We start from the raw sequence: 26,946 nt of genomic DNA, 5'->3' as shown, positions 1-26,946 counted from the left end.
CAGCTCACAGAAATATCCGTTTTCTTACTACAAAACGACCCGTTGTGATTATTTTACAACCAATAAAACGATTCAAAGGCGTAATATTCACTCACATTATTTAATACAACGGACAACATGCCAAAAATATAAAAACATTAATCTGTTGTTATTACTTCAGCCAGAAAGATATAACCCGCCTGCTGGCGGGTTATATCTTTACTATTTACATAATCGGCCGCTGTCCCCGGCTAATCCATTTCAGCAGCAAACTGTCGGCGGCTTCACTGCCCGCTCCGGCCAGACGCTCAGCCAGTTTCTTACGCTGAACATAATGCACCTGCAAGACTTCACGGTCTTTACACGCCTTCATAATAAAGTCGTCACTGGTCCCAATACTGTCGACCAGACCCAGCGTAATCGCTTGCTTACCGAACCAGTGCTCTCCGGTAGCCACCGTTTCCAGATCCAGAGACGGACGATGTTCTGCAATAAAATCCTTAAACAAACCATGGGTCGCTTCAATTTCGCTTTGAAACTTCTCACGTGCCTTATCTGTGTTTTCACCAAACATAGTCAGGGTACGTTTAAACTCACCAGCTGTGATTTGTTCGAACTCAATATCATTCTTTTTCAATACCTTGCTGAAATTAGGCAACTGGGCAATAACACCAATTGACCCCACTACAGCAAACGGCGCAGAGATAATCTGATCAGCAACACAGGCCATCATATAACCGCCACTGGCAGCGACTTTATCTACTGCGATGGTCAGCTTAATACCCGCCTGTTTAAGGCGATCAAGCTGCGAAGATGCCAGACCATAGCCATGCACCATACCGCCGCCGGTTTCCAGCCGCAGGAGAACTTCATCGCCGTCAGCAGCCACGGCCAGAATAGCCGAAATTTCTTCGCGTAATCCGGCCACTTCTTTGGCATCAATACTGCCGTGAAAGTCCAGCACAAACAGTCGTGGTTCACGGGTCGCTGACAACTCGCCCGATTTTGCCGCTGCTTTAATTTCACTTTGGCGGGCTTTACCTTTTTCTTTCTCGGCTTTCTTTTCCGCCTTCTCCCTGGCTTTGAGCAAAGGCTTATCGAACAGGTGAGACTCTAAATGATGAACGGTTTCTTTATAGCGTTCAGACAAATCGGTAATTTCCAACGACCCTTTTCGCGTCCCCTGGCGACCACCTACGCTTTTCACAATGACCAAAATACTGACGACAGCAACCACGACTGTGATTATCTTGGCCAGAAAAAGTCCGTAATCAAACAAAAAATCCAAGAGTATTTCCTCATGTTCTGGTTTTACCTGATTGTAATACCAATCCAATCAAGCCTCTAGGCTTGTTAACGTTTCAGGTTTACATTTTGCGCTTTCCAGAGTGATTAATTGCCTGACAGGCACCCGGCACTCGAAAAACACACCATACTGGCAGTTAACCGTCTTAGCAACCTGCTGTTTTTCATTACCGATCTATCCTGCTGGCTTGTCACCCTGAGCGTGAAGCGCCTACAATAGCGGCACAAAGAAATGCCTTACCAAGAAGGAAAGCAAGTGAATTATCAAACTGCCGCTGACTCACTCAAAGACCGTGTCATTCTGGTGACAGGTGCCGGTGACGGTATTGGCCGCCAGGCTGCAATCAGCTACGCTGCACACGGCGCGACAGTCATTCTGCTGGGCCGTACGGTTGCCAAGCTGGAAGCCGTATACGATGAAATAGAGACGTTGGGTTACCCGCAGCCGGCAATCATCCCGCTGGACATGAAAGGCGCTTCAAAACAGAACTATCTGGATATGACAGACACCATTAACGATCAGTTTGGTCGCCTTGACGGTGTGCTGCATAACGCAAGCCTGCTTGGTGTGCTCAGCCCTTTTGACCAACTGGGTGAAGACACATTTGACGAAGTGATGCAGGTCAATGTCAAAGCACAATTCCTGCTCACTCAGGCGATTATGCCTTTGATTAAGAAATCCGAAGACGGCCGTATCATTTTCACTTCCTCCACAGTGGGCCACGATGGCCGGGCTTTTTGGGGTGCGTATGCGATTTCGAAATTTGCTACTGAAGGCATGATGCAAGTGGTGGCTGACGAGCTGAGCGACACCCGCGTTCGGGTGAATGCGATTAACCCGGGCGGTACGCGCACAGGCATGCGTGCTAAGGCCTATCCGGGAGAAAATCCTAAAACGCTGAAAACACCGACAGACATCATGCCGCTGTACCTTTACCTGATGGGGCCTGAGAGCAAGGATGTCAACGGACAGTGCATTGATGCTCAGCCTAAATAAGCGCAGGAACGGCTCTGCCATTAACTGACAGGCACAAAAAAGCCGACCACCAGTTACGGGTCGGCTTTTTTACTGTGCGTCACAGCATTCTTGCGAGAACGACGCTTACTTGCGAGTACGCGGCTTCGCAGGTTTGTTCTTCAACGGGTTCCTGCGGTTGGCAGCGTTGCCGGCAGGCTTACGCTTATTGCCAGCAGAGCGCGCCGTCTCTTCAGCAGGCTGGTTTTGAGGTGCCGGGCGACGATTGTCGCGACGACGACCGCGTGAGTCATCGCTGACACGTTCTTCATGACGACGAACGGCACGACGGATCTTACGCACCCCTTTCTTACGCTTCAGACCTTCGACGGTCAGATGCGAACGCGTTTCTTCAGGCAGCTCAACGATTTCACGCAGATAGTTCACTTCCTGCAGCTCAAGCTCCAGCCAGCCACCTCGCGGTAAATCTTTGGTCAGGAAGATGTCGCCATAACGTACACGCTTGAGTCGGCTCACCGTCACACCCTGAGAATCCCACAGGCGACGAACTTCACGGTTACGGCCTTCGGTAATTACCACATAGAAAGTGTGGTTCATCCCTTCGCCACCAGCGTAAACGACATCTTCAAAACGGGCCATGCCGTCTTCAAGCTGTACACCGTGAACCAGGTTTTTCACCATCTGCTCAGTCACTTCACCGAAGACACGCACCATGTACTCACGTTCTACGCTACGGCTGGGATGCATCAGGCGATTAGCCAGTTCACCATCGGTAGTAAACAGCAGCAGGCCGGATGTATTGGCATCCAAACGACCGACAGATACCCAACGGCCTTCGCTCAGTCGTGGCAGGCGGTCAAATACCGTTCTGCGTCCTTCCGGATCGTGTCGGGTACACAACTCACCTTCAGGTTTGTTATAAGCAAGCACACGGCACACTTCTTCAGAAGGCTTGACCAGGTCTACTTTGTGACCATCAATACGCACAAGTACGTCCAGGTTATCCAGACGATCACCCAAGTGGGCAACTTTGCCATCAATACTGACACGCCCTTCCTGGATCATCAGTTCCACTTCACGTCGTGAACCCTGACCGGAACGCGCAAGTACCTTCTGTAATTTTTCACTCATCAGACAAACCTTTGTCGCCTTCACAGGCGTCGAAACATTCTAAAAATCATCGTTCTGTTACTGACGTTTTGTCCGCCAGTAACACAAGATACCCGCCGTTTGCAGTCTTAAGCCGAAACGGCGTCCACCCTATTCAAAGCAGCCGTGAATTATGCCAAATACTGCCGCCTGATACCATATAAAAAGAAGGGAAATGCGCTATTCTTTCTCCGCGCGGCCCCTGTCCGCACAGGCGAACGGCCTTTATTCGAACGGAGTGGTATCACCGGCGCCGTAACGCACAATGTCGATGCTGTCGTTACTGAAATCCACCACTGTCGTTGGTTCTTCCCCTATCACCCCGCCATGGATGATCAAGTCGACGGCGTGATCGAGCGCATTGTGAATGTCCTCAGGATCCGATTCAGCTGTGTCTTTGCCCGGCAGAATTAAACTGGTGGACATCATAGGCTCACCCAGCGCATCCAGCAATGCCAGTGCGATCTCGTTGTTTGGTACCCGGATCCCAATCGTTTTACGCTTCGGATTCATCAGGCGGCGAGGCACTTCTTTTGTCCCTTTGAAAATGAAGGTATACGCACCCGGCGTGTTGTTACGCAACAATCTGAACGCATCATTTTCGACGCGGGCATATAGCGACAATTCAGACAAATCACGGCACAACAGGGTGAAATTATGCTTTTCGTCAAGCTTACGGATCCGACAGATACGTTCCAGCGCCTGCTTATTGGCCAGCTGACAGCCCAGCGCATAGCCTGAGTCGGTTGGATAAACGATAACGCCACCGTTGCGAACAATAGCCACGGCCTGACTGATCAGCCTTGCCTGCGGGTTTTCCGGGTGAACATAAAAAATTTGACTCATCACTCCTCCAGACCTGCGCTTACTCAGGGCACAGGTTTACAACATTTTATTCCATGCCCCAGTCCTGCCAGACAGGCACTGAAGCTTTGGGTAACCAAAGATTGCGTCCCAACTCTGTCCAGGGTGACGGATAGTGAAAATCCGACCCCTGAGATGACAAAAGACCAAATTGTTCAGCGTACTCCGCCAGTGTGCGGCGCTCATTCTGTGCCTGCTGCGGCTGAGCCACTTCAATGGCATCTCCGGTGGCGGCCACAAAATCGCAGAGCAAACGCTTCAGCCATTTCGCCGTCATATCATACCGGCCCGGGTGGGCCAGAACTGCCTGCCCGCCAGCGGCATGAATAGCCTGAACCGCCTCGGCAATACTGCACCAGTTTGGCGGAACGTAACCTGTATTTCCCCGGGTCAGAAATTTCTTGAACACTGCCTGCATTGTTTTGGCATGCCCTTGTTCTACCAGCCAGCGGGCAAAATGAGCCCGGGTTAAGGTAGCGTCGCCGGCAAGGGCTCTCGCACCTTCATAAGCGCCCTCTATCTGGCTTTTGGCCAAACGCTCCCCCATTAACACAGCACGGGCAGTTCGTCGCTCTGCCTGCTGGGCGATTAAAGACGCTATGTCGGCATGCGCCGGGTCAATGTTCAGGCCAACAATGTGAATATCAAAATTATTCCAAACTGTCGATATTTCAATGCCTTTGACCAGCTTTAAAGCCAGATTTTGTGCATCTATCGCCTGCTGGGCAAATTCAAGGCCCGCGACAGTATCGTGATCGGTGATCGCGAGAACATCCACACGGAAATCGGTCGCCCGTTTCACCAGCTCTGCAGGCGTAAGCCGACCGTCCGAGGCCGTGGTGTGACTGTGAAGATCAAACAACATAAAAATAAAGTCTTGACATAATATCCATGAACTAGTTTACTAGTACGAAGTTACTCGATGAACATTTAATTACTCAGGTTCTGTTTATGTTACAGCAAAAACATCATCCGCTTCGCGCTTTCTTCACTTGGTGGCAGCACAACCTTTAGCGGGTCGTGAGATTTGCTGTGCCGACTGCACAGAATCCAGAACCCGCCTTTCGCGGGTTTTTTTATAGCTGAACAATCTAAAACCAATTCCACATCTGGCTAGCAAGGACAACAACATGATTATCGTACTGAAACCAACAGCCACCGAGAGCCAAGCGCAAGACATCCTGAAACGTATCGAAGATGCCGGCCTCAAACCCCTTTATATGCCAGGTGTGGAGCGCATTGTGCTGGGTGCATTGGGCGACGAGCGGGTGCTGCAGAAACTGAATCTGGATGCCAATCCTTGCGTGGAAAACATCAAGCCGATCCTGACCAAATACAAAATGGTCAGCCGTGAAGTGCAGGCACACGATACTGTCGTTCGCTTTGGCAATGCGTCGGTGGGCGGCAATCAATTTGCCGTGATTGCCGGCCCTTGCTCGGTGGAATCCGAACAGCAGCTGCTGTCTGTGGCCGAAGTGGTCAAACAGCATGGCGCGGTGGCACTGCGGGGCGGCGCTTACAAACCGCGTACCAGCCCTTATGACTTTCAGGGCATGGGCGTTGAAGGACTGAAACTGCTCAAGCAAGCCAGCGAGATGCTGAACATGCCCACTGTGTCTGAAGTGATGGAAGTGAGCCAGATGGAGACCATGTGTGAATACATCGACTGTCTGCAAATCGGCGCCCGTAACATGCAAAACTATGCTTTGCTTAAAGCAGTGGGTGAGAGCAAAAAGCCTGTTCTGCTAAAGCGCGGCCTGTCTGCCACTATCGAAGAATTGCTGCTGGCGGCGGAATATATCTATGATGCCGGCAATCCGAACATCATACTGTGCGAGCGTGGTATCCGCACATTCGAAACCGCTACCCGCAATACACTGGATCTCAATGCCGTTGCTTTCCTGAAGCAGAAAACCCATCTGCCCGTTGTTGTTGATCCGAGCCATGGCACGGGTGTCCGTGAGCTGGTGATTCCCTTATCCCGCGCGGCGGCCGCAGTAGGTGCCGACGGCATCATCGTTGAATCTCACCTCAATCCTGGCGAAGCACTGTCTGACGGCCATCAGGCGCTGACCGGCCCCATGTTCCAGCAACTGATGCAGGAACTGAAACCCTTTGTAGAAGCTGCAGGTAAAACACTATGAAAACAACGCCTTTAGCTGTCGGAGAACTGGACGTTCTGAATCTGGACGTTCCTTATGTCTCAGAGCCCACGGAACTGTATTATTCAATCTGTGGCGACCGTCCCCACAATCTGTTACTTGAATCGGCAGAAATCGATTCCAAGGAAGATCTGAAAAGTCTGATGCTGATTGATGCCGCCGTTCGCATTGTCTGCCGCGGCCGCGAAGTACGCCTGGAAGCCTTAACCAGCAATGGTCAGAACGTGCTGCAGGCCGTGAAAAATCAGATCCCGGCCGATGTTGACCTGGCCGTGGACAACAACACCCTGATACTGACATTTAAGGAAAGTGGCCGTGCGCTGGATGAAGACAGCCGGCTGCGCCAGTCATCACCTTTTGATGCACTGCGCCTGATTCAGCACATTTTTCACCAGCCTGCTCAGTCTCGCGAAGCACTGTTTCTGGGCGGTCTGTTTGCCTACGATCTGGTCGCCAGCTTCGAGCCGCTGCCTGACGCAGAGCAGGGCAACCGCTGTCCGGATTACCTGTTTTACGTGGCAGAAACCCTGCTGGTTATCGACCACCAGCGCCGTAAAGGCAAGCTTCAGGCGACCTTGTTCGGCGGCGACAACTATACGGCGAGCTATTTCGAACTGAGCCGCCGGCTGCAACAGATAAAAGAAATATGCCTGAAACCGGTTGCCCTGCCACCGCCCGAGTTATTGGACACGTGCGAGCCCAGCGTCAGCATCAGTGATGCCGACTTCTGCGCCACCGTCGAGCAGTTAAAGCAATTTGTGGTACGGGGTGATGTTTTTCAGGTGGTGCCGTCCCGTCAGTTCACTCTGCCCTGCCCGTCACCGCTGAACGCCTACAAAGCACTGAAGATAGGTAACCCAAGCCCATACATGTTCTACCTGAAAGATGCCGACTTCACTTTGTTTGGCGCTTCTCCGGAGAGCGCACTGAAATATTGCACCGACAGCAATCAGGTCGAAATCTACCCCATTGCCGGGACCCGTCCACGCGGTAAAAAACCGGACGGCGGCATAGATCTGGATCTGGATGGCCGTATCGAACTGGAACTGCGCTGCGATAAAAAAGAAAACGCCGAGCACATGATGCTGGTCGACCTGGCCCGAAATGATGTGGCCCGAATCAGCCAGCCAGGTACGCGTTACGTGGCCGATCTGCTGCAGGTTGACCGCTACAGCCATGTGATGCATTTGGTTTCCCGTGTGGTTGGCCAGTTGCGCGATGATCTTGACGCCCTGCACGCCTATCAGGCCTGCATGAACATGGGCACCCTGACAGGGGCACCGAAAATCCGGGCCATGCAGCTCATCCGCGATGTCGAACAGCAACGTCGCGGCAGCTATGGCGGTGCAGTCGGTTACCTGACCGGGCAGGGTGATATGGATACCTGTATCGTCATTCGTTCGGCCTATGTCGAAGACGGTGTTGCAACCGTGCAGGCCGGTGCCGGTGTGGTGTATGACTCCGTACCGCAGGCAGAAGCGGACGAAACCCGTAGCAAAGCACAGGCTGTGATCACCGCCATTCGTCACGCACACAATGTGCAATAAGGAGCCGCTCATGAACAAACATATCGACATCGTTCTGCTGGATAACTTCGACTCCTTTACCTACAACCTGGTCGACCAGTTTCGCTCCATGGGTTATCCGGTCACCATTTTTCGCAACAGCCTGAGCGCAGAACAGGTGGAGCAGGCTCTGGCAGAGAAACAAAATCCGGTACTGGTTTTGTCACCGGGTCCGGGTGCGCCTGCCGAGGCTGGCTGTATGCCGGCACTGATCAAACGGGTAGCCGGCAAGATCCCCATGATAGGTATCTGTCTTGGCCATCAGGCCATTGTTGAAGCCTATGGCGGCAAAGTAGAGGGAGCGGGTGACATAGTCCATGGTAAAGCCGCGCAGATGACCCATAACCAGCATGCCGTTTTTGGTCAGTTATCAAGCCCGCTGACCATCGCCCGTTACCACTCGCTGGTAGCCATCCAGGTGCCGGACTCGCTCAGGGTAGTGGCTGAGGTCGATGGCCTGGTGATGGCGGTCACCCACGAGAAGGACAAAGTCTGCGGATTTCAGTTTCATCCTGAGTCCATTCTGACTGCGCAAGGCGCGCAACTGCTGGCAAATACCCTCGACTGGGTCTCGGGCCAATCCGCCACTGTGACTGAATTTTAAAGCTAAGGGAGAGCCCAGATGAACAGCGCTATTTATCCGATTACCGACAAGTTATACGATCAGCAAACGCTGACAAAAGACGAAAGCCGCACATTATTCGATGCCATTATCAAAGGTGACGTGGAGCCCGCTCTGCTGGCTGCCATTCTGACCGCGCTGAAAATCAAAGGCGAAACACCCGATGAGATTGCCGGCGCCGCCACTGCCTTACTGGAAAATGCAGCGCCCTTCCCTCGTCCTGACTACGACTTTGCCGATATTGTCGGCACAGGCGGTGACGGTGCGAACACCATTAATATTTCCACCACCGCGGCCTTTGTCGCCGCCGCCTGCGGCGTAAAAATTGCCAAGCACGGTAACCGTGGCGTCTCCAGTAAATCAGGCTCTTCAGACCTGCTGGACAAATTTGGCATTAATCTGGCGATGTCGGCACAAGACGCCCGCGCCGCGCTCGATGAGCAAGGTGTCTGTTTCCTGTTTGCGCCTCAGTACCACAGCGGTGTGCGTCATGCGATGCCCGCCCGTCAGGCCATGAAAACCCGCACTATCTTTAACCTGCTCGGTCCGCTGATTAACCCTGCCCGTCCGAGCATTGAGCTGATGGGCGTGTACGATGCCGCTCTGGTTCGCCCGATTGCAGAAACCATGATAGCGCTGGGGATGAAACGCGCCGCCGTGGTGCATGGCAGCGGTCTGGATGAAGTGGCCATTCACGGCCCGACTCTGGTTGCTGAAATCATCAATGGCGATATTCGCGAATATACAGTGACACCGGAAGATTTTGGCTTGCAAACCCATGCATTAGATGCGATTAAAGGGGGCGAACCGGAAGAAAACCGTGCCATTATCACCAACATACTGACGGGCAAAGGCACGGAAGCACAGCAAAGCGCTGTGGCCGTCAATGTCGCTCTGCTGCTTCGTCTGTTTGGTCAGGAAGATTTGAAAGCCAATGCTCAGCAAGCGATGGAAGTCATGCAATCCGGCAAAGCCTACCAACTGGTAGAACAACTGGCCGCACGAGGTTAACCATGGAAACTGTACTCGCCAAAATCGTCGCTGATAAGAAAGTCTGGGTTGAAGCCCGTAAGGCAGTCCAACCACTGGACAGCTTCATTGCCGATGTCATCCCCAGCGACCGGGACTTTTATCAGGCTCTGCACAGCGAAAGCGCGGTATTCATTCTTGAATGCAAAAAGGCGTCGCCGTCTAAAGGGCTGATCAGGGAAGATTTCGATCTGGATCATATTGCTCAGGTCTACAGCCGTTATGCCAATGCGATTTCCGTACTGACAGATGAAAAATATTTCCAGGGAAACTTTGATTTTCTGCCGCAAGTCCGCCAGCACGTGACCCAGCCCGTATTGTGCAAGGATTTCATGATAGACCCGTATCAGGTCTATCTGGCCCGCTATTATCAGGCCGATGCCATTTTACTGATGCTGTCTGTCCTGAACGACGATCAGTACCGCGAACTGGCAGCCCTGGCCGACACGCTGAATCTGGGGGTGCTGACCGAAGTCAGTAACGAAGAAGAACTGGAACGTGCTATTGCACTGCAAGCCAAAGTGGTAGGGATTAACAACCGTAACCTGCGCGATCTCAGCATTGACCTGAACCGGACCAAAGTGCTGGCTCCGCGTCTGCCTGCAGGTACGCTGGTAATTTCAGAATCCGGTATTTACACCAACCAGCAAATTCGTGATTTATCAGACTACGCCAGTGGCTTTCTGATTGGCAGCTCACTGATGAGTGAAGATAATCTGGAAATGGCTGTACGCACTGTACTGCTGGGCGAACATAAAGTCTGCGGACTGACGCACCCTGATGATGCCTGTGCGGCGTACCAGAGCGGTGCAGTTTATGGCGGGCTGATTTTCGTCGAAGGGTCACCAAGAGCCGTCGACGGTGAGCTGGCCCGACTGGTGATGAGTGGTGCTCCGCTGAAGTACGTCGGCGTATTTCGCAATGCAGATGTCAATGCTGTCGCCGAACTCGCTAAAACTCTGAAACTGGCGGCCGTTCAGTTGCACGGCAACGAGTCATCTGATTATATTTCAGCGCTGAAAACGCTATTACCCGCAGACTGTGAAGTCTGGAAAGCCCATGGTGTCAGTGATGCCCTGCCCGAGCTGGCTGACTGGCCGGCTGACCGACACCTGCTGGATACTCAGGTCGGTAATCAGAGCGGTGGTACAGGTCAGCAATTTGACTGGTCGCTGCTGGATAACTGCGAAGAGAAAAGCCGCATTATGCTGGCTGGCGGTTTGAACCCGGGTAATGCTAAAGACGCCGCCAGCAAAGGCTGTCGTGGCCTTGATTTTAACTCAGGCGTGGAAAGCGAGCCCGGCAAAAAAGACAGACAGAAATTACTCTCGGTATTCAAGGCAGTGAAGCCTTAATCAGGTAAGCGAACAGCTTGCGGGCTTCCGCACTGACACAGATGATAAGAATAGGACAGCAGACACATGAGTAAACTCGACCCGTATTTTGGTGAATTTGGTGGCCAGTTTGTGCCCCAGATTCTGGTTCCGGCCCTGGACCAGCTGGAAGACGCATTTATTGATGCGCAGAAAGACCCGGCTTTTGAAAAAGAATTTATCGGCTTACTGAAAGACTATGCCGGTCGCCCAACGGCACTGACCTTGTGCCAGAATTTAACCAAGGGCACCAAAACCAAACTGTACCTCAAACGCGAAGATCTGCTCCATGGCGGCGCACACAAAACCAATCAGGTTCTGGGCCAGGCCCTGCTGGCCAAACGCATGGGTAAAAGTGAAATCATCGCCGAAACCGGCGCGGGTCAGCATGGCGTTGCCACTGCACTGGCCTGTGCCCTGTTGGGCCTGAAATGCCGTATTTACATGGGTGCCAAAGACGTTGAGCGCCAGAGTCCGAATGTTTTTCGTATGAAACTGATGGGTGCAGAAGTCATTCCGGTTCATTCCGGCTCAGCGACCTTGAAAGATGCCTGTAATGAAGCCATGCGTGACTGGTCAGCCACTTACGACAAGGCTCATTATCTGCTGGGGACCGCAGCAGGCCCGCACCCTTTCCCAACGATAGTCCGTGAATTCCAGCGCATTATCGGAGAAGAAACCAAAGCGCAGATTCTTGATAAAGAAGGCCGCTTGCCGGATGCGGTTATCGCTTGTGTCGGCGGCGGTTCCAACGCTATCGGCATGTTTGCCGATTTTATCGAAGACACCAGCGTGAAACTGATTGGTGTGGAGCCTGCCGGCCTGGGGCTGGATACCCACATGCACGGCGCACCGCTGAAACATGGCAAGCTGGGGATTTTCTTTGGTATGAAAGCCCCGTTAATGCAGGATGAACATGGTCAGGTGGAGGAATCTTACTCTATCTCGGCCGGTTTAGACTTCCCGTCTGTGGGCCCTCAGCATGCTCATCTGAATGCCACCGGCCGCGCGGAATACGGTTCAGTGACCGACGACGAAGCACTGGATGCTTTCCAGGCACTGGCCCGTAATGAAGGCATTATTCCGGCGCTGGAATCGGCACACGCCCTCGCGTATGCACTCAAGCTGATTAAAGATGAACCAGAAAAGGAACAACTCCTGGTGGTTAACTTATCTGGCCGTGGTGACAAAGATATCTTTACCGTACATAAGATTCTGGATGAAAAGGGAGCGCTGTAATGAACCGTTATCAAGCTTTATTCAGCCGTTTAGCGGCCAAACAGGAAGGCGCGTTTGTTCCTTTTGTCACCTTAGGGGATCCGAGTCCGGCCCTCTCTTTGCAAATCATTGATACCCTGGTTGAATCCGGCGCCGATGCCCTTGAGCTGGGTATTCCGTTTTCAGACCCGCTCGCCGACGGGCCAACCATTCAGGGGGCAACTATCCGTGCTCTGGATGCCGGAACCACGCCTGACACCTGTTTTGAGCTGTTAAAACAGGTGCGGGAAAAGTACCCCGAGTTGCCTATTGGCCTGCTGATGTACGCCAACCTGGTGTTTGCAGGCGGCATTGAGCATTTTTACCGTCGTTGCCAGGAAGCGGGTGTTGACTCGGTTCTGGTCGCAGACGTGCCTGTTAATGAATCCGCAGAGTTCCGGCAAGCGGCGGAAAAATACGGAATTCACCCGATTTTCATCGCCCCGCCGAATGCCACAGCAAGTACGCTGAAAACCGTGGCCGAATTGGGTGGTGGTTATACTTACCTGCTGTCACGCGCCGGTGTCACCGGGGCGGAAACCAAAGCAGGTATGCCCATTGACCATCTGCTGGCCTCTCTGGCCGAATATAAAGCGCCCCCCGCACTGCTGGGGTTTGGTATCTCAGAGCCGGCACAAGTGGCTGACGCCATCAAAGCCGGTGCAGCCGGAGCGATATCCGGCTCTGCTGTAGTGAAAATCATCGAGCAGCACAAAGATAATCCGGACGCTTTGCTCCACGCATTAGGACAGTTCATCCACAGCATGAAGCAAGCCACCAGAGGCTGATGGATTCCTCCGCCCTAAAACAGAGCCCTGGCTTCATTAAGCCGGGGCTTATTTTTTAACATTGCTGTTACACCCTTCCTTTTCGGGCATAAAAAACGTAATGCATAAGCCCGCCAGCCTAGTAGAATAAATCGCCCCTAAATCGTAACAGAAGTAGAAAGTAACGAATTTCAACATTGATTATCGCATTATTCTGCTGTAAAACCTTAACCCGCAAAATATTGACTCAAATTAAGCAACATTTGCGAAACATAAGTCTTTCATCAATTAACAAACTTCCACAATAAAGGTGTTCAAGGTGCTAAAACAACAAGGACTACTTGGCAACATTGGAGTACAGGTTGTCATTGCCATGTGCTTGGGTGCACTGGCCGGTGCAATGATGGGGCACTCGGCGAGTATGTTTGCTCCGCTGGGCAGCATTTTCATCCACCTGATTAAAATGCTGGTGATCCCTCTGGTTGCTGTGGCTATCATCTCTGGCGCAGCCGGTCTGGGTAGCAGCCAGTCAGCGGGTAAGATCGGCCTGATTACTCTGGGGTTCTTTGGCCTGACATCAGCAGTTGCCGTTGCACTGGCGCTGTTTATGGGTGAAGTGTTCCAGCCAGGTATGGGTGTCGACCTGACCGGCGTACAGGGCATGTTCGCAAATACCTATGCTGACAAAGGTGACCTGCCTTCGTTCTGGGCAACTATTTTGGGTATGATCCCAACCAACATTTTCCAATCCCTGAATGAAGCAAACATCCTGCAAATTCTGGTGTTCTGCCTGTTCTTCGGTCTCGCCGTTTCTAAACTGGAAAAAGAACGCCGTGACCCGCTGATCAACGGTGTTAATTCCATCGTTGACGCTATGGTCTGGATGATCAACGTAGTCATGAAGATCGCCCCTCTTGGCGTATTCGGCCTGATGGCTGATGCCGTGGGTACGTTTGGCTTTGACGCCCTGATGGTGGTGTTCAAACTGTTCGTTGTCTACATCGCTGCCATTCTGGTATACGGCTTCGTGTTCTACCCGCTGATGATCAAATGCTTCAGCAAGACATCGCCAATCAAGTTCCTGGCTGCAATGAAGAAGCCTCAGGCAGTTGCACTGTCTACCGCCTCTTCCATGGCAACACTGCCTGTCACCATGGAAACCTGCGAAGAAGAGCTGAAAGTGAAAAACAGCACGGCGGCTTTCGTATTGCCGCTTGGTGCGACCATCAATATGAGCGGTAACGCTATCTATTATGGCCTGGTTGCTATCTTCTTTGCCCAGCTGTTCAATGTCGACCTGTCTATGAGCGCGTATGTCGCCATCATAGTGACTTCGACACTGGGCGCCGTGGGTCAGGCCGGTGTACCGGGTCCTTCATTCCTGGTGGTGGCTGTACTGCTGTCAGCAGGTATTCCTATCGAAGGTCTGCCTCTGTTGTTCGCGCTGGACCGTATCTTCGACATGATCCGTACCGCACTCAATATTACAGGTGACGCTGCCTGTGCTGTGATTGTAGACAGCCTGATCACTGACGAGCAAAAAGAAGACGTACGCATGGCAACACAAAACGAAGCCTAATCTAAACTGCGGCTTCTGTAATCTCATAAGGCTGTCAACTGACAGCCTTATTATTTTCTGCCGCTATGAATCCGATTTTCGTTCAAAGTTCCATCAGGCCTGGGTCAGACCAGGTGCTTTCTGCTTGCAAGCCAGCGTAATATTGATGACCATATGAATACATCTTCCCAACACATGATTTATGATGAATTCAGAAAATAATGTCCCACGAGGCCAGTTATTACTTCGCACTTTAGCCATGCCTGCTGACACCAACGCAAATGGCGACATTTTTGGTGGCTGGATAATGTCACAGCTCGATCTGGCCGGTGCGATTCTGGCTAAGGAAATATCTCGCGGTAAAGTGGTTACCGTCTCAGTCGACAACATAGTGTTTAAAGCCCCCGTCGGTGTAGGCGATGTTGTGTGCTGTTATGGCGAATGTAACCGTATTGGTAATACATCGCTCTCTGTCGCCATGGAAGTGTGGGTGAAACCCGTTGGCAATGACGGTATTGGTGAGCGCTACAAAGTCAGTGAAGCCACCTTCAATTATGTCGCCATTGATGCCGATGGCCGCCCTCGTCCGATTAAGAAAGCCTGATTTATCTGCCCTGATCGCTGGTTGGGGCTTTTTCATTCCGCTATGATAACGGCTGCATTCCACCACAAGTACAGGGAGACAGAACGCATGTGGTACGTCATTTTTTCTCAAGATGTTGAAAACAGTCTGGAGCGCCGTCTGAGCGTTCGCGAAAATCACCTGGCTCGCCTCAAAGCCCTGCAGGATGAAGGCCGCCTGCTGGTTGCCGGACCTATGCCCGCCATTGACAGCGATAACCCGGGTGAAGCCGGTTTTACAGGCTCTACCGTCATCGCCGAGTTTGGCTCTCTTGAAGAAGCAAAAGCCTGGGCAGATGCCGATCCTTACATTGATGCCGGTGTCTATGACAAAGTCATTGTGAAGCCATTCAAAAAAGTACTTCCGGCCTGATGGTTATGAATCGAGCATCCATAAAGGCCCTGTTTACCGCCATGATGGCTGCAGTTATTCTCACTGGCTGTGCTAAATCGCAGGATGACCTGACCAACGAGCTTGCGGAGCGCCGGGCAGCTGTCATTAACTCCAAAGCACCTTATCCCAAGATTGATCAGTACCAGATCATGAAAGCGAAGGCGCAGCAGAATATTGTTGAAATTACCATTCTCTACGGTGGTGGCGGTAAAGTTCCTCCCACTCAGGCGGCTCAGGCAGCGGCAGCGAACTTCTGCAGTAATCCTGAACTGACGCCTATGGTCAGCGAAGGTCTGGGCTATCTGATTCAGATCCTGGATATGCGGGGAAGACCCGTGGTGCAGCAGCCGATCAATGCACAATTCTGTGCCCAGATTGTTGCTCCCGGCTCCTGATCTGTTGCCAGACAGAAAACCAGGCAGGCAGGAAGCTAACCCGTTATAAAAATGCCGGAGATATCCTCCGGCATTTTTATTTATCGGGCAAAAATCATGGCCTTCAGCGCACTGTCGTGCTCCAGATCCGCAAACTCAGGCGGATTATCAAGGCGCTCAATAAACCTCAGTTCAGGTGCTTCCTCAGCCATGCCATCGATCAAAAACTGTGGTGACACAGCAGGCGAGTTGACACAGGCCAGCACCTTGCCTTCGGCTGTCAGCATATCCGGCAAACGGCGCAGAATTTTGGCGTAATCTTTCGTGAGTGCAAAACTGCCTTTCTGAAAGGACGGCGGGTCAATGATAATCAGATCATAAGGGCCATACTTTTTCAGTTTGCCCCAGGATTTAAAGATATCGTGCCCTAAAAAACTCACCTTGCTCAGATCGTGCCCGTTCAGCCGGTGATTATCCCGGCCACGCCCCAGAGCCGCTTTGGCCATATCCAGATTAACCACATGCTCTGCGCCGCCCGCAATGGCGGCAACAGAAAATCCACACGTATAGGCAAACAAATTGAGCACTTTGCTGTCTTTCGCCGCGTCTCTTACCCACTGGCGGCCATAACGCATGTCCAGAAACAGACCATTATTTTGCTTCTGACCCAAATCCAGCTGAAACTTAAGGCCATTTTCCGTCACTTGCTGCCAGGTTTGCAGCTCCCCCCAGATCACTTCCATCGGTGAGCCCACCCGGTCACGATGCTGCACCAAAAGCGACACCGCGCCCGAGCGCTGCCAGGCTTGCGTTTGCGTTACGTCTTGAAGTAAAGCCGTCAAAGCAGCCAGAAAGTCAGCATCCTGCTCTTTAAACAGCGATATCAACACCTGGCCGTCAAGCCAGTCGGCCGTCAGTTGCTCCAGTCCGGCCCAGCGCCGGCCCCGGCCATGGAATAGCCGGCGCATTTCATGAGGAGGAGAAGCCAGTTGCGACAGCAAATGTTGATAAAAAAGAGGTAAAGCAGAAGCGTCCATGAATCACCAGTATGGAATAAATAATAAATGAATCTAACCGGATTGCCGCTCTGGCGGCAACGGCATTAATCAATGCGCGGTTTAACCAGCCCTGAAGGTAGCGAAGGCCATGAAATGTCCCAGGGCGCAGACCACTCGGACAACGCAACCTGCACTTCCGCCACTTGCCATAGCGAGCCTTGTTCAGGCAAACAGACAAAGCGGCTGACTTGTCCCTGAAAGGTAAACTGCAGGGCAAATGCGTGTAAATATCCGCGGTCTGCCTCTTCCTGACCATAAATATCATCACCTGTGATGCCGGCCCCCACACTTTTCAACGCCACCCGGATCTGATGGGTTTTCCCTGTGCAGGGTTTGCACAGGAACAGCCGGCGGCCACCACCGGCGGCCGTTGAAATAAACTGGGTAATAGCCGGATTCTCTCGCGTTGCATCCAGCTTCCAGCTGCGACGACGTGAACGGCTCATATCGCCAATCACTGTGCCCTGCTTCTTTTTGGGTTTCTTGCTGCTGATAGCGAGATAAAACTTCTGCACTTCACGACGGGCAAAACCGCCCGACAACTCGGCGGCGGCTTTCGCGTGACGGCCCAGCAGCAAAATGCCCGATGTCATCTTATCCAGACGGTGGATCAGATACAGCTGTTTATCTCCGGTTGCCGCAGCAACCTCCGCAAGCAGTGGCTGATCATTGTCATCTTTATGCACACTCACGCCAGCATGTTTGCAAATAACGAGGAAGTCCGGGGTTTGATGCAGAAGTGTAAACATGGTTCGCAGTTCGATTAACTCAGGAAAGCGGCAGTATACCCGCTCTGCCGCATGACGCCAGCCTTGTGATGTCATCCGTTACTGGAGGAAAAAGACCAGCAGCATGAGAACCGGACAGACAATACGCACATACCAGGGCCAGATCCGCCAGAACAGGCTCGACGCAACGGCCGGATAACCTTTGCGGATTTCTTGCAATACTTTATTTCTGTGCCAGATCCATCCCACCAGCAGCGCGAAAATCATGCCGATGATCGGCTGTGCGTAGGCTGTGGTCGTGGTCACTACCCGGCCGAACAAGGCGTCAAAATTAAACACAATGATCGCCGAGATGACGCAGATTAACCCGCCTATCCACCAGACGGCGGTACTGCGGCGCTGGTTCAGTTCTTCAATGGCGCAAGAGACGGGCACCTCCAGCATAGAAATGGAAGAGGTAAGCGCCGCAATGATCATCAGCACGAAAAACAAGATGCCGACTATCATGCCCACCGGCCCCATGGTGTCGAACATGGTCGGCAGCACACTAAATACCAGCGTATCGGACGCCAGTAATGCCCCGCTCTCGTCGTAAATCACCACGCCGTTATGCTGGGCCACAAACATAGCAGGCAGAATCAGCAGCCCGGCGATAAAAGCAACGGCAGTATCGAGCAGTGCAACCTGCGCTGCTGTTTTCGGTAGATTCGCCGACTTACTCAGATACGAGCCGTACACCATCATAGTGCACACCCCAAGAGAAAGAGAAAAAAACGCCTGCCCCATCGCGCTGACAATCAGCTTGGGAGACAAATGGCTGAAATCCGGGATCAGGTACAGCTTCAACCCGTTCCAGGCGCCGTCCTGCGTCAATATATACACCACCATAACAACGAACAGCAGCAGCAGAACAGGCATCAGACGGGTGGACCATTTTTCGATCCCATCAGCAACCCCGTTCCTTACTACCATTACGGTCAGCCACATAAAGACCAGCATGAGTATCAGGTTACGGCCGCTGCCAAACGCTTCCAGCCAGTGAGCCAGTGAAACCAACCCCACCGCCTCACAAATCGGTGCCAGCAAATACCCCAATAGCCAACCGGCAACAATCGCGTAGAAACTCAATATCAGCGATACAGCTATCATACCCGCCAGCCCGACCAGCCCCATCAGGGCTTTCTGCCGTGGCCAGACTTTACGCAACGAGGTGATGGGATCGGCACTGCCGTAGCGGCCAATGGTCAGCTCAGCCACCAGCAAGGGATAAGCCAGCGCAAACACCATCAGCAAATAAACCATCAGAAATACCGCGCCGCCATTGCTGGCCGCCTGAGTCGGAAAACCCCAGATATTGCCCAGACCGACCGCGGAGCCGGCTGCCGCCAGAATGAAACCAATGCGGGAGCTGAATTGCGCTCTGTTCGCCATACACGATACTCAAATAACAAGGGGCTCTTACAAGATAAGACATTTCTCAGCGTATAACGCCTTCACTATTGATACATACGGCATTATAAAATGTGTCAAGTTTTCGCTTAACCCTATGTTTTACAGCGATTCGGGTGCAAAATAGAGCGCAGGTATGCATATAGAAAGAGACAAGCCGCTTTTATGGATCACGTTTATCAAGTCTTAGCCTGGCTCAGCCTGTTTATCTATTGGGTGGCCATTGCGGCTGTCACTATGCGGGTGGTATTCAAACGTCGTGTTGTGGGCGTGTCGCTGGCATGGCTGATGATTATCTACATCATTCCTATTGGTGGCATCATTGCCTATCTCTTGTTTGGTGAACTCAATCTTGGCAAAAAGCGGGCATTACGTGCCGAAGAAATGTTTGAGCCCTTCGCCAGCTGGTTTAAGCAACTGTATAACTGCCCGGGACACCAGCCTCAGCTGATGAACCTGCATACCAAACCCATTCACGATCTGTGTCAGAACCGCCTCGGCATTCCGGCGTTGGTGGGTAACAGCATGACATTGCAGGACACCCCGCAAACCATTCTGCGCTCGCTGATTTCAGACATACAGCAGGCCCATCGCGCAATTCATTTGGAATTTTATATCTGGCATCCGGGCGGCCTGGCCGACGAAGTGGCAACAGCATTAATTCTTGCCGCTAAACGTGGTGTTAAAGTCAGATTATTGCTGGATTCTGCTGGCAGTATGCGTTTTTTCCGTTCCCACTGGCCGCGTTTAATGAAGCATGCCGGTATCGAATTGACAGAAGCGCTGGCTGTCAGCCCGTTACGTATGTTCCTGCGAAGACTGGATATCCGGCAGCACCGTAAAATTGTTGTCATTGATGCGCAAATTGCCTATACCGGCTCCATGAATCTGGTCGATCCGGCTTTTTTTAAAACAGATGCCGGTGTAGGGCAATGGATTGATGTGATGGTGCGAGTCACCGGTCCGGCCGTGTCGGTGCTCAATTGTATTCAGGCCTGGGATTGGGAAGTCGAAACCGGGCAACGTTATTTGCCCCCCGTTCCTGAATGCGACGCAACCCCGCCTGCTGGCAACATCGATATGATCCAGGTGATTCCGTCCGGGCCGGGTATGCCGGATGAAATCATCCATCAGGTTCTGCTGATCAGTATTTACCAGGCCAGGGAGCGCGTGGTCATCACTACCCCCTATTTTGTACCCAGCGAACACTTGTTACATGCGCTGATCAGTGCCGCGGAACGAGGGACAGAAGTTCACATTGTCATTCCCGCCAAAAACGACTCTGTCATGGTGGAATGGGCCAGCCGCTCGTTTTTTGCCGAACTTCTCAATGCCGGTGTGTTTATTCACCGGTTTAACGGCGGTCTGCTCCATACTAAATCGGTTGTCGTTGATGATACCCACTGCCTGATTGGTACAGTCAACCTGGATATGCGAAGTCTGTGGCTGAATTTTGAAGTGACGTTAGCGGTAGATAATCCGGTTTTTACAGCGCAATTAGCACAATTGCAGCAACAGTATATAAAACAATCCAGCCGGATTGATCCGGCAAAATGGCGTGAACGTTCTTTAGGCCATAAATTTCTTGAACAGTGCTTTTATATGTTCAGCCCGTTACTTTAATTTGCCTGTCATGCCGGCGTGATCAACAGCGCCAATGACTTCAGCAGAGGCACTTTAACTAGGGTTCGCCGGTAATAGCATCAGATGTCTAAAAAAAGACACTTTGGCATCTGATTTCCTTGCGTGACAATAAACTTAAGTTGGAACTTCATATATGCAATCGCCTCCCATGCGCCACTTTTGGAACAAAAGTCACGCAACAAGGCTGTGTGTTTATACCGAAAAGTCCAATAATTGTGAAACATAAAACCACATAAACTGTCATTTCAGACATAACGCCCACATTCAATTCAAATTTGAAATAATCCCTTCACACTCATTCATACGAGAAAAGTATTGCTTTGCGCTTTTATATAGCTATCTTTGTATTTACGCACTAATCGCACACGAAGCTGAGGGATATGTGATTCTCAGGAAGTATATCTCACCACTTTCCAATACCCTCTTGTCAGGCCTGCTATTTGCAGGAGTTATTTTCGTTTTTCCTGTTTTTGCTCTCACACCACCTCCATTGATACTTAAAGGGCAGTCGGCGGAAAATGCGCCCATAGAAATACGCCTGACACGAGACGATATCGCCAGCCTCCCGCAGGAATCCATCACCACCTCTATGCCTTGGATCAATGGCAAAGCAACATTTTCCGGTGTTAATCTGCAAGCCTTGTTAGACCACTATCAGCTAAAACCCGGCACCATACATTTTACGGCCCTGAATAAATTTACCGCCGAGTTAAACTGGCAAGATATGGAAACATATCAACCTGTACTGGCGGTACGTCACAATGATGAATGGATGAGAGTACGTGATTACGGCCCCTTCTGGCTTATTTTTTCACTGGATACGTACCCAAACCTCATTGATAAGGGTTTCCTAGAAAAAATGGTCTGGCAAATAAACGAAATTAATGTGGTGCCATGACGTGTTATCTTTGAAATCATTAAAAGTTTTTCACTTAGCCGGGATGCCCTTAATGAAAAAGCTGCTTTTTTTTGCGGCTCCCCTGCTTATTGTGTTTACTTTCGTGTCTGTCAGCTCTTTAGAATCCAATGCTGAGTCTGTCAGTAAAGACCAGAATCTGGCCAGCTGGTTCATGATGCAACTGAGCGATGAATACAGTGAGTTCATATACCAGCTTCAGAGCTATGAAGCCGGGCGGGCTGATAATAACGACGTACTACTCCAGTATGAGATACTGTTAAGCCGCTTTAATTCCATTCAAGTCAACAGCCAGGTGAACCGCCTTCACAGCACCTTTGGTTCATTGCAATCTTTCAATCATCACTATCAAATCGTTAAAGGCTACGAAGCTTCGCTGCAACAGCTCACCAAACAGAACGTGACTGAACTGACCCTGGCGGTCAAAAATAATTACGATCAATTGATGAGTTATGCGTTAAAAACATTTCTTTTCTCCAACAATGTATTGCGCTCAAAACTGGACAGATTTATTTCTCTGCGCTGGTTAATCCATGCCTCCCTGTTTTCCACCTTGCTGATCGGCATCATGATGATTTACTTACTGATGAAAGAGTCGAAAACACACCATCAGCTGGCGATGTATGACTCATTAACCGGCATCCATAACCGACTTTGGCTCAACAGAAAATTAAAAGATCTTGAGAAATCCGGTAACGAGTTTGCGTTTTTCCTGATTGACCTGAACGGGTTCAAAGAAGTGAATGATACACTGGGGCATGGTGCCGGGGATCAGTTGCTAAAAACAATAGCGCGTCGACTTGATAACCTGACACACGATGGCATGTATGTTGCCAGGATGGGAGGTGATGAATTTGCTGTGATCCAGGTTTTCCCTCAGTCGGTCAATCAGGCGTATGTGTCGAACTTTCTGATGAACACGCTGGACCACGTACTCAAAATCCCCATTCAGCTCCTCCATCGCGAATTATCGCTCTCGGCCAGTATCGGCCTGAGCGTTTATACTCCGGGCAGCAAAAGCCTGTCAGAACTGCTGCAGGAGGCAGATTTTGCTATGTATGAAATGAAACAGCAATTTAAAGCAGAGCATCCATACCCAATCACCAACCTGGAACACCCTGCTTCTGATGCCGCACCAGGTTTTACCAAACGTCAGTAACCTGTTACTAATTGGCCGACCAGATATCGCTGGCCATTACATGACCCGTTTCCAGCAAGGTTTTTAAATTACTGATCACCGCGGGCCAGCCTTCACTGACATCCTGATAACTCAGCGAACCCGACTGCAAGTCACTGTGGATAACCGTTATCCGGGTGTCTTCACCAAGGTTTTCCAGCGCAACACTCACCTGAGATGAATGCATCACACCATGGTGCCCTCCGGTTTCCTGCCAGCTCAGCACTAAATGGTGAGGTGGATGAATAAGCAACACTTTTCCCGTCACATCTTCAATTTCAGAGCCGTCAGCCCGAATATGCGCCCACCGGCTGCCCACTTTCCAGTCAGATTCATTCACATGCCCCCAGTATTGCTGGGTCATTTTCGGATCCAGCAAAGCATTCCAGACATCAGTATCTTTTGCCGCGATATAGCTGACATATTTGAATTGTTCCAAGCTCATGGGCATACCTCATCATAGGGGCGGCAAATCTGGCCGGATAGCCAGAATACAGCTCAAGATACCTTGGTATCACTACCAAAGAGGAGAATTCAGTCATTCTTTATTGAGAGTAGCACTGAGTGTCTCTGCAAGCCGAACCGGATAGTTACAATAACTTCTTCATTTGCAGTAAAGTCCAGGGTTCACCATTAAAAACGCGAGTCGCCCGATCAGCCTGATACGTTTCAAACCCCATACCACGATAGCAATTTACTGCACGAAAATTGTGCTCAAACACGGCTAATGATACCACCTCGGCACCGAACTCAGACTCTGCTTTCTCCACCGCCATATCCAGCAGCATCCGGCCATAGCCCTTACCACGGTCCGATTCATTCGCCACTAGTACACGACAAAGCCGGCACTGTTTGGGTGCTGATTGGTATAACTCGACATAGCCTTTTGTCTGGCCTTCGACCTGAAATAAATAGGGATGGACTTCGGGACGGGCAATATGTTTCTCAATCTGTTCTATGGTCAGAGGAAACTGATACACAGGTCCTCCCCAAAGTAAATTAAACTCCTCATCCGTTACCCAATCCATGAGTAATGAATAGTCCTGCGCGGTAAACGGTTTTAGTTGATACCGGGAGCCTGGCCGTTTGATAAGCATGATCTTCCTTGGACAAATTTATACGGTGTTTAAACAGTTGCAACAGTTCGCAGAAATGGAACCTGATAACGCTCGGAGCCATGACAAAGCTCGAATGCTGGCTTCATTTCTCAATCACAGGATCATCAACACACAAATGCAGTGAGCGTAGTTGCACAAAGCTTTGTAGCATTACTTTAGTAGAGAACCAGATCAAGGATCTAAGCCTGATTGATTGCGCTAACTCTCACTTTTTACAGAAGAAATACAGAAGAGAGGCTTATCCGCGCCCTTTTGGGTATTTTTTATGCTCATCACAAACCGCTAACCAAACGAGCTTATCATTGATATAAATATGTTTTTGCTTGCTGGGAGTAAAAGGCGTATCCAGCAAAGGAAGTGAAAATGTCACCCACTCATGACTGTATTTACCGCTGTCCAGCCACTGGACGCTGGCTCCGCAGTGCTTACAAAACCGACGAATAACGCCGGGGGAGGATGAAAACGCAGTGAGATGCTCTTCACCTTTCAGGCTAAAGTTATCCTTCAAGGTCGCCGCATAAGTGGCATACACAGCACTATGGCTTTTTCTGCACATAGAGCAATGGCAATGTGTAATGGCTTTAATTTCACCAAAGATAGAAAAGGTCACGGCCCCGCATTGACAGGAGCCGTGGTATTGATTCGACATCAGATGGGTCGTCATGGGGCATTAATTTTGCTTCTACTGACATCTGTCCTCCATGACATGTCAAACGTCCTGCTAACCGTCCAGCGAATTCAGGTCAAGCTCCATGAAAATACTGAGCGGGTGCGCTTGGTACTGACCATAAGGCTCACAAACCCGATAACCCATGGTTTGATATAGGCCAATTGATTCAGGTTGATTCACGCCGGTTTCCAGGCGGGCAATGCCGATACCGTTATGCTTAAGGTACTGGTGCAAAGCCTCCATAATTTGCCGGGATATACCCAGGCCGCGATAGTTATCCAGCACAAACATACGCTTGATTTCACCGTACTGCCCGTCATCATCCATCATTTTCACTGCGCCAATACCGGCTAATGCACCGCGTACAAAGGCACCGACCAGATGAACATTGTCCTTCATGAGGGTTTCCTCACTTTCCAGATTGTTCGTCTCGGGTGGGTACAGACTATACATATAATCATCGGATGCGCTGAGGATCACTCGAACGTCATCACGATTGGGCATAACTCTCTGAATATACATAGTATTAACCAAGCATTAATGTTGTTACTGCTACACAGTCAAATAATAGTGATAATAATTTTCATCGCGCTGAAAACCCAACGACTCATAAAGAGCCTGGACGGTCAGGTTTCTGTGCGATGTCTCTAACGCGATCCCTCTGGCGCCGTTACGACGGGCAAACAGGATAGCTTTTTGCATTAGCTGACAGCCAATACTCATGCCTCCATACCCTCATCACCAATAAAACCGACCAGCACTCAGGCGCTATAATCGGAATCAGCCTCACATAATAGCAATTTTGAAATCGGAATGAGAGCTTAAAGCGTAAAGTGATAACATTCTGTGCACTCACGCACATAGCCATACACCAAAGCAAACTCAGCCATTGTGCATCCCGATGTTTAGGACAAACGGTTCTGAATTTGCATCAATCTGCGATTCTGGGGGCGCACAGTACTACAAGGCAATCTAAGATGCCATGAGTATTGAGACACCTCAGGAATGAGGTGTCTGGGTGGTAATTTGGCAATCGTCAGTGACGATCAGCTGAGACGTTTCGCCAGTGGCATCAACCGTGATACTGACAGGGAATTGTGCACGACCCATCACCATCCGTGATTGGCCCGAACCACTGACAGAGGAACGCATTCTGTTACCACCTGTAGATTCCACCAAAAGATTGACCTGTTTAGATGAAGTAATAGCCAATGAAACAGACTGCTCACCAGACTGACAATCCAATGTCACTGGCAAATCGGGCTGCAGACCGGCAATTGCAGGAGATGAGAGAAAAGCGGCAAGAAGCACCGCTTTTCTTATCAGAGATTGTATATTCATAATTGTGTGGTAATAAAAGTGTTACCAGATGAGTTCACAATGGTATCTGTCGCAACATCGTTATCTGTCTGTGTGATAATCACGGTGTTGTTGTCTGCTGCCCCCCCCGCCCCCGTAATGCTGACAAAGGCCTGGGAGGTGTTACCCCACTGAGTAATGCCCACGGTATTATTATCCGCCTCGCCCGTCAGCATAACATTAGCAAGATTACCATCTCCCTGCTGCCAAACATTCACAATGTTATTATCCGGGTTGTCAAATGGCGCCCCGGCAATATCAATCATGGCCATATTACTGCTGCCAATCTGAGTCGCACTCAGTATGTTGTCATCACCCGCGGTAACAAAAATTTCTGCTGTATTCAGAGAACCATCCTGAGTCACAGAAGCCTCGTTATTGTCTGCATTATTCAGCATTGAAATATAGGAGCTGTTTGTCGACCCAGCCTGATTGACATCAACCACATTCCAGTCGGAACCAAAATCAGCGATCACTATTGAGGTGTTCGTTGAACCAGCCTGCGCAATAGAAATTGTATTGTTACTTGAACCATTGTCTATATATATATCTGAAAACTGTAATTCACCAACCTGATGAATCGTCGAGGTGTTTGAATCAGAGTTATTATCATGAAAAACACTGGACTCATGTCCCGGACCACCCGAGAATTGATAAACATTAACATAGTTGTCATCACTGCCATTCAGTGATGTATTTGAGGACGTGTTGGTTGCAATTGCACTACCTGACGCTAAAAGTGCAGAAATTGCAAGAGCGAGCTTTTTCATGGTGCTATCCTTTTTCATCGGTTGATTGAGTGCTCATGCCATTACTGCCCGGGTTATTGAAT

29 protein-coding genes are annotated in these 26,946 nt (G+C 50.7%); 15 read left to right on the top strand and 14 right to left on the bottom strand.

Going from position 1 to position 26,946, the window contains the following annotated elements; translation table 11 throughout:
• Positions 1–205 precede the first annotated feature (205 nt).
• Entirely contained in the window at positions 206–1,267 is a 1,062-nt protein-coding gene (gene sohB, locus IFO68_RS07420) for a protease SohB (protein ID WP_192015299.1), read from the bottom strand.
• A 273-nt stretch (positions 1,268–1,540) separates the two neighbouring features.
• Between sohB and IFO68_RS07415 the strand changes: the two genes are divergently transcribed.
• Positions 1,541–2,281 carry a YciK family oxidoreductase gene (locus IFO68_RS07415; protein ID WP_192015298.1) on the top strand — a complete coding sequence of 247 codons (741 nt, stop codon included), beginning with the start codon at positions 1,541–1,543 and terminating at the stop codon, positions 2,279–2,281.
• A gap of 105 nt (positions 2,282–2,386) precedes the next feature.
• Here the strand turns inward: IFO68_RS07415 and rluB are convergent, their stop codons facing one another.
• From rluB to rnm, 3 genes are all read right to left on the bottom strand, one after another.
• A complete protein-coding gene (rluB, locus tag IFO68_RS07410) occupies positions 2,387–3,391 on the bottom strand; it encodes a 23S rRNA pseudouridine(2605) synthase RluB (RefSeq protein ID WP_192015297.1) in 1,005 nt (334 codons plus the stop codon).
• 243 nt (positions 3,392–3,634) lie between these two features.
• Entirely contained in the window at positions 3,635–4,255 is a 621-nt protein-coding gene (locus tag IFO68_RS07405) for an L-threonylcarbamoyladenylate synthase (RefSeq protein WP_192015296.1), read from the bottom strand.
• Positions 4,256–4,301: 46 nt separating this feature from the next.
• Entirely contained in the window at positions 4,302–5,138 is an 837-nt protein-coding gene (rnm, locus tag IFO68_RS07400; protein WP_192015295.1) for an RNase RNM, read from the bottom strand.
• 265 nt (positions 5,139–5,403) lie between these two features.
• Between rnm and IFO68_RS07395 the strand changes: the two genes are divergently transcribed.
• The 11 genes from IFO68_RS07395 (at position 5,404) to gspS2 (ending at position 16,016) form a co-directional block, all read left to right on the top strand.
• Complete coding sequence (locus IFO68_RS07395; protein WP_192015294.1) at positions 5,404–6,417, top strand: bifunctional 3-deoxy-7-phosphoheptulonate synthase/chorismate mutase; 1,014 nt, start codon at positions 5,404–5,406, stop codon at positions 6,415–6,417.
• Positions 6,414–7,982, top strand: a complete 1,569-nt coding sequence (locus IFO68_RS07390; protein WP_192015293.1) for an anthranilate synthase component 1 — start codon at positions 6,414–6,416, stop codon at positions 7,980–7,982. The genes IFO68_RS07395 and IFO68_RS07390 overlap by 4 nt, the downstream gene beginning before the upstream one ends.
• A gap of 10 nt (positions 7,983–7,992) precedes the next feature.
• A complete protein-coding gene (locus IFO68_RS07385) occupies positions 7,993–8,604 on the top strand; it encodes an aminodeoxychorismate/anthranilate synthase component II (RefSeq protein WP_225445105.1) in 612 nt (203 codons plus the stop codon).
• Positions 8,605–8,622: 18 nt separating this feature from the next.
• Complete coding sequence (trpD, locus tag IFO68_RS07380) at positions 8,623–9,633, top strand: anthranilate phosphoribosyltransferase (RefSeq protein ID WP_225445104.1); 1,011 nt, start codon at positions 8,623–8,625, stop codon at positions 9,631–9,633.
• A 2-nt stretch (positions 9,634–9,635) separates the two neighbouring features.
• Positions 9,636–11,006 carry a bifunctional indole-3-glycerol-phosphate synthase TrpC/phosphoribosylanthranilate isomerase TrpF gene (gene trpCF / locus IFO68_RS07375; protein WP_192015291.1) on the top strand — a complete coding sequence of 457 codons (1,371 nt, stop codon included), beginning with the start codon at positions 9,636–9,638 and terminating at the stop codon, positions 11,004–11,006.
• 66 nt (positions 11,007–11,072) lie between these two features.
• Positions 11,073–12,263 carry a tryptophan synthase subunit beta gene (gene trpB, locus IFO68_RS07370; RefSeq protein ID WP_192015290.1) on the top strand — a complete coding sequence of 397 codons (1,191 nt, stop codon included), beginning with the start codon at positions 11,073–11,075 and terminating at the stop codon, positions 12,261–12,263.
• Positions 12,263–13,069 carry a tryptophan synthase subunit alpha gene (gene trpA, locus IFO68_RS07365; RefSeq protein ID WP_192015289.1) on the top strand — a complete coding sequence of 269 codons (807 nt, stop codon included), beginning with the start codon at positions 12,263–12,265 and terminating at the stop codon, positions 13,067–13,069. Before trpB ends, trpA begins: the two co-directional genes overlap by 1 nt.
• Before the next feature lie 289 nt (positions 13,070–13,358).
• Positions 13,359–14,627, top strand: a complete 1,269-nt coding sequence (locus IFO68_RS07360) for a dicarboxylate/amino acid:cation symporter (RefSeq protein ID WP_303453707.1) — start codon at positions 13,359–13,361, stop codon at positions 14,625–14,627.
• 184 nt (positions 14,628–14,811) lie between these two features.
• Entirely contained in the window at positions 14,812–15,210 is a 399-nt protein-coding gene (gene yciA / locus IFO68_RS07355) for an acyl-CoA thioester hydrolase YciA (protein WP_192015378.1), read from the top strand.
• Between the two features lie 87 nt (positions 15,211–15,297).
• Positions 15,298–15,600 (top strand): YciI family protein, encoded by a 303-nt coding sequence (locus IFO68_RS07350; protein WP_027253406.1) that lies wholly within the window; start codon positions 15,298–15,300, stop codon positions 15,598–15,600.
• A 5-nt stretch (positions 15,601–15,605) separates the two neighbouring features.
• Positions 15,606–16,016: a type II secretion system pilot lipoprotein GspS-beta gene (gene gspS2 / locus IFO68_RS07345; RefSeq protein ID WP_192015288.1), complete on the top strand. Its 411-nt coding sequence runs from the start codon at positions 15,606–15,608 to the stop codon at positions 16,014–16,016.
• Between the two features lie 80 nt (positions 16,017–16,096).
• On the opposite strand, the gene IFO68_RS07340 is transcribed toward gspS2, so the two are convergent.
• From IFO68_RS07340 to IFO68_RS07330, 3 genes are all read right to left on the bottom strand, one after another.
• Positions 16,097–17,032: a class I SAM-dependent methyltransferase gene (locus IFO68_RS07340; RefSeq protein WP_192015287.1), complete on the bottom strand. Its 936-nt coding sequence runs from the start codon at positions 17,030–17,032 to the stop codon at positions 16,097–16,099.
• Between the two features lie 65 nt (positions 17,033–17,097).
• Complete coding sequence (locus tag IFO68_RS07335) at positions 17,098–17,802, bottom strand: TIGR01621 family pseudouridine synthase (RefSeq protein WP_192015377.1); 705 nt, start codon at positions 17,800–17,802, stop codon at positions 17,098–17,100.
• 78 nt (positions 17,803–17,880) lie between these two features.
• A complete protein-coding gene (locus tag IFO68_RS07330) occupies positions 17,881–19,212 on the bottom strand; it encodes a sodium-dependent transporter (protein WP_192015286.1) in 1,332 nt (443 codons plus the stop codon).
• A gap of 183 nt (positions 19,213–19,395) precedes the next feature.
• Between IFO68_RS07330 and cls the strand changes: the two genes are divergently transcribed.
• The 3 genes from cls (at position 19,396) to IFO68_RS07315 (ending at position 22,949) form a co-directional block, all read left to right on the top strand.
• Positions 19,396–20,853 carry a cardiolipin synthase gene (gene cls / locus IFO68_RS07325; protein WP_192015285.1) on the top strand — a complete coding sequence of 486 codons (1,458 nt, stop codon included), beginning with the start codon at positions 19,396–19,398 and terminating at the stop codon, positions 20,851–20,853.
• 403 nt (positions 20,854–21,256) lie between these two features.
• The gene (locus IFO68_RS07320) at positions 21,257–21,772 is read left to right on the top strand and encodes a putative pterin-binding protein (protein WP_192015284.1); all 516 of its coding nucleotides are present in this window, start codon (positions 21,257–21,259) and stop codon (positions 21,770–21,772) included.
• A gap of 52 nt (positions 21,773–21,824) precedes the next feature.
• Positions 21,825–22,949 (top strand): GGDEF domain-containing protein, encoded by a 1,125-nt coding sequence (locus IFO68_RS07315; RefSeq protein ID WP_192015283.1) that lies wholly within the window; start codon positions 21,825–21,827, stop codon positions 22,947–22,949.
• A 7-nt stretch (positions 22,950–22,956) separates the two neighbouring features.
• Here the strand turns inward: IFO68_RS07315 and IFO68_RS07310 are convergent, their stop codons facing one another.
• The 7 genes from IFO68_RS07310 to IFO68_RS07280 form a co-directional block, all read right to left on the bottom strand.
• Positions 22,957–23,412, bottom strand: coding sequence for an SRPBCC domain-containing protein (locus tag IFO68_RS07310; RefSeq protein WP_052729897.1), 456 nt, complete (start codon positions 23,410–23,412; stop codon positions 22,957–22,959).
• A 145-nt stretch (positions 23,413–23,557) separates the two neighbouring features.
• Positions 23,558–24,064, bottom strand: a complete 507-nt coding sequence (locus IFO68_RS07305; RefSeq protein WP_192015282.1) for a GNAT family N-acetyltransferase — start codon at positions 24,062–24,064, stop codon at positions 23,558–23,560.
• Between the two features lie 259 nt (positions 24,065–24,323).
• Positions 24,324–24,749, bottom strand: coding sequence for a GFA family protein (locus IFO68_RS07300; protein WP_192015281.1), 426 nt, complete (start codon positions 24,747–24,749; stop codon positions 24,324–24,326).
• Between the two features lie 57 nt (positions 24,750–24,806).
• Positions 24,807–25,208: a GNAT family N-acetyltransferase gene (locus IFO68_RS07295; protein WP_225445124.1), complete on the bottom strand. Its 402-nt coding sequence runs from the start codon at positions 25,206–25,208 to the stop codon at positions 24,807–24,809.
• 99 nt (positions 25,209–25,307) lie between these two features.
• Entirely contained in the window at positions 25,308–25,478 is a 171-nt protein-coding gene (locus IFO68_RS07290) for a GNAT family N-acetyltransferase (protein ID WP_192015279.1), read from the bottom strand.
• A gap of 276 nt (positions 25,479–25,754) precedes the next feature.
• Positions 25,755–26,096, bottom strand: a complete 342-nt coding sequence (locus tag IFO68_RS07285) for a hypothetical protein (RefSeq protein WP_192015278.1) — start codon at positions 26,094–26,096, stop codon at positions 25,755–25,757.
• Positions 26,093–26,884, bottom strand: coding sequence for a hypothetical protein (locus tag IFO68_RS07280; RefSeq protein WP_192015277.1), 792 nt, complete (start codon positions 26,882–26,884; stop codon positions 26,093–26,095). The genes IFO68_RS07285 and IFO68_RS07280 overlap by 4 nt, the downstream gene beginning before the upstream one ends.
• Positions 26,885–26,946 lie beyond the last annotated feature (62 nt).

It is taken from the genome of Photobacterium arenosum (assembly GCF_014841115.1).
In the GTDB taxonomy this organism is placed as follows: Bacteria; Pseudomonadota; Gammaproteobacteria; order Enterobacterales; family Vibrionaceae; genus Photobacterium; species Photobacterium arenosum.
The sequence above is the reverse complement of the archived record's forward strand: the minus strand, read 5'-3'. Positions and strand labels throughout refer to the sequence as shown.